The following is a 3,046-nucleotide window of genomic DNA, read 5'->3' on the forward strand; positions in this document are numbered from 1 at the left end:
TGGTTGAGCACCTGGTGGGTGCTCCCGGTTCTCCTCCACCCAATTTTTTTGTGTTGGGGGTGCGGGTTGTTCTCGCGCCCGGAACCCGGACCGCGCGGGTACTGGAACGCGATGGTTCCTCGTTTTCCGCGGGTGCCGCCCGCAGGAGGTCAGGTCCTCCCGTCGCCTCCGCCCACCCCTCCCGCTGCGGCAACGTTCTGAATTCGATGTGGTGGAGGGTGTCGGGGGTCGCGGTGTCCCCGGTGCCGTCGGGCATAGCATCGTCAGTGTGACGAGTGTGCGAGTTCTTGTTCTGCGACCCGACCCGTCCGATCCGCCCGCCCGCCTGGGGGAGTGGCTGAGCTCCGCGGGTGCCGAACTCGACGTCGTCCAGCCGGACCGGCAGGAGGTGCCCGAACTCAGCGGGTACCACGCTCTCGTGTGCCTCGGAGGGCGGGTTCACGCCGAGGACGTGATCGCGCACCCGTGGCTGGTGGACGTGCGGGCCCGGCTGCTCACCGCGGTCGGGCAGGGCCTGCCGACCTTCGCGGTCGGCCTGGGCGCCCAGGTGCTGGCGGCGGCCACCGGCGGCCGGGTGGAGGCGAACCCCGACGGGCCGCAGGCGGGTCCGACGCTCGTCGCGAAGCGGGACGCCGCCGCTGAGGACGAGCTGTTCGAGGACCTGGTCCTGATGCCGCTGGTGGTGCGGGCGCACCGCGACTCGGTCACGCGGCTTCCTCCCGGGGCCACCCTGCTGGCGGCGTCACCGGGCTGTCAGCACCAGGCGTTCCGGGTGGGAACGGCGGCCTGGGGCGTGCAGTTCCACATCGAGACGACCCCGGAGATGGTCCGCGACTGGTTCGACGCCGACCAGGAGTTGGCCGCCGCGGCGCCGGCGCGAGCCCACTCCGCCGCCGCGCTCGCCGAGGCGCACGAGGAGATCGAGGCCACCTGGAAACCGATCGTCACCCGGTTCGTCCGGATCGCCGCGCGACGTGCCGGACTCGAGCCCCGGGAACCGGGCCCGCGTCGCCTGCCCCTGGTCTGACGTCGGATCCGGTCGTGGCGACGGCAGCGGGACCAGGCGCTCCCGGCTGCCCGACGGACCGGCGGGCGGCCGAGGGCACGCCGAGGGCGCCAGGCCCGCGTGGAGGACAACCGACGGAGCCCCCGGGGCACGGCATCCGACGGGAACGGCAGTCTGGAGGACCTGTGATGGCGGAGGAATCGCGACCAGCACCCTGGTTGGGCCGTTTCGGCCTGACCGACGCCCGGACCCACCCGATGCTCGCGGCGGCGGGCTGGTGGGAGGCCGACCGGGTTCCACCCGGACTGGAGCCCGTCCTGGGCGCGTTGTCCGCCTCCGCCGACCCCGATCTCGCGCTGCGCGGTCTGGACCGGCTGCGGGAGTCCCTCGGCGGGGACTGGCACGAACTGGACCGGGCCCTGCGCACCGACCACGACCTGGCCGTGCGGCTGTTCGCGGTGCTGGGAGCCAGCACCGCGTTGACCGACCACCTGGTGGCTCACCCCACCGAGTGGCGGCGCCTCGACGGTGACCTGCTGGACGATCCACCCAGCGAGCGGGAGTTGACCACCGAGCTGTGGTCCTCGGTGGGTGCGGTGGGGCCGGGCACCCGCTCGCAGGACCCCTCGGACCCGGCGCCGGACTGGGGAGCGGGAGCCGGCGCCGTGCGGTCCACGCTGGTGGGCATCGAGGCCGTCCGGGCCCTCCGCACCGCCTACCGGGGGATGATGCTCGACATCGCGGCCACGGACCTGAGCCAGCGCGGCAGCAGCTGGGAACCGGAGCGGTACCGCTTGGTCGCCGGGGCGCTGTCCAACCTGGCGGTCGCCGCGCTGCGTGCCGCGCTGGCGGTCGCGGTGACGGAGGTGTTGGGCCCGCCCGGTGAGGACGAGGACGCCGGTGCCGAGCTGCCGTTCCGCCTGGCTGTCATCGCCCTGGGCAAGTGCGGAGCGGGTGAGCTGAACTACGTCAGCGACGTCGACGTCGTCTTCGTCGCGGAACCGGCGCCGGCGGAGGGGAGCGCGGACGGGGACGAGGAGGAACGCGCACGGCACCGGGCCCTCGCCACCGCGACCAGGGTCGCCGCCGAGACGATGCGCATCGCCGGCGAGGCCTGCTTCCAGGTCGACGCCGCGCTGCGCCCGGAGGGGAAGGCGGGTGCTCTGGTCAGAACACTGGAAGGGCACCTGAGCTACTACCGGAGGTGGGCGCGTACCTGGGAGTTCCAGGCGTTGCTCAAGGCCCGGCCGGTCGCTGGTGACGCCGCCCTCGGCACCGCCTACCTCGACGCCGTCACGCCACTGGTGTGGACGGCGGCCGACCGGGACGACTTCGTCGCCGACGTCCAGGAGATGCGGCGGCGGGTGGAGGACAACCTGCCCGTCGAGCTCACCGAGCGGGAGCTGAAGCTGGGGCGCGGCGGGTTGCGCGACGTCGAGTTCGCCGTCCAGCTCCTCCAGCTGGTGCACGGCCGCTCCGACGAGGCACTGCGGGTCCCGGGAACGGTTCCCGGGCTGGGCGCGCTGGGGTCGGGCGGGTACGTCGGGCGGGTCGACGCCGCCGAACTCACCGAGTCGTACTGCTTCCTCCGGGTGCTCGAACACCGGCTCCAGCTCCAGCGCCTGCTGCGGACCCACCTGTTCCCGGCGTTCGACGACGTCTCCGGTCTTCGCTGGCTCGCCAGGGCGGCGGGCCTGCGCTCGGACGGTCGGCGGGATCCGGGGGAGGTGCTGTTGTCGGAGTTCCGCCGGCACGCCGCCCGGGTCCGCCGACTCCACGAGAAGCTGTTCTACCGCCCGCTGCTGGAGGCGGTGGCCCGGGTGCCCTCCGAGGCGTTGCGGCTCACCCCGAACGAGGCCACCGCCCGGCTGGCCGCCCTCGGGTTCACCTCCCCGGAAGGCGCGTTGCGCCACATCGGGGCGCTCACCGAGGGGGTGTCGCGGCGGGCGTCGATCCAGCGGGCGCTCCTGCCGGTGCTGCTCGACCTGTTCGCCGACACCACCGACCCCGACGGTGGCCTGCTGGCCTACCGGCGGGGGG

The 3,046-nt window shown here is 73.8% G+C and carries 2 protein-coding genes; both read left to right on the forward strand.

Going from position 1 to position 3,046, the window contains the following annotated elements; translation table 11 throughout:
• Positions 1 to 268 precede the first annotated feature (268 nt).
• Complete coding sequence (locus ACTIDRAF_RS0220380) at positions 269 to 1,027, forward strand: type 1 glutamine amidotransferase (protein WP_026066317.1); 759 nt, start codon at positions 269 to 271, stop codon at positions 1,025 to 1,027.
• Positions 1,028 to 1,194: 167 nt separating this feature from the next.
• Positions 1,195 to 3,046: bifunctional [glutamine synthetase] adenylyltransferase/[glutamine synthetase]-adenylyl-L-tyrosine phosphorylase (locus ACTIDRAF_RS0220385; RefSeq protein ID WP_016700569.1), on the forward strand; the 1,852-nt coding region annotated here is incomplete at its 3' end.

Source organism: Actinoalloteichus spitiensis RMV-1378 (genome assembly GCF_000239155.1).
Classification (GTDB): Bacteria; Actinomycetota; Actinomycetes; order Mycobacteriales; family Pseudonocardiaceae; genus Actinoalloteichus_B; species Actinoalloteichus_B spitiensis.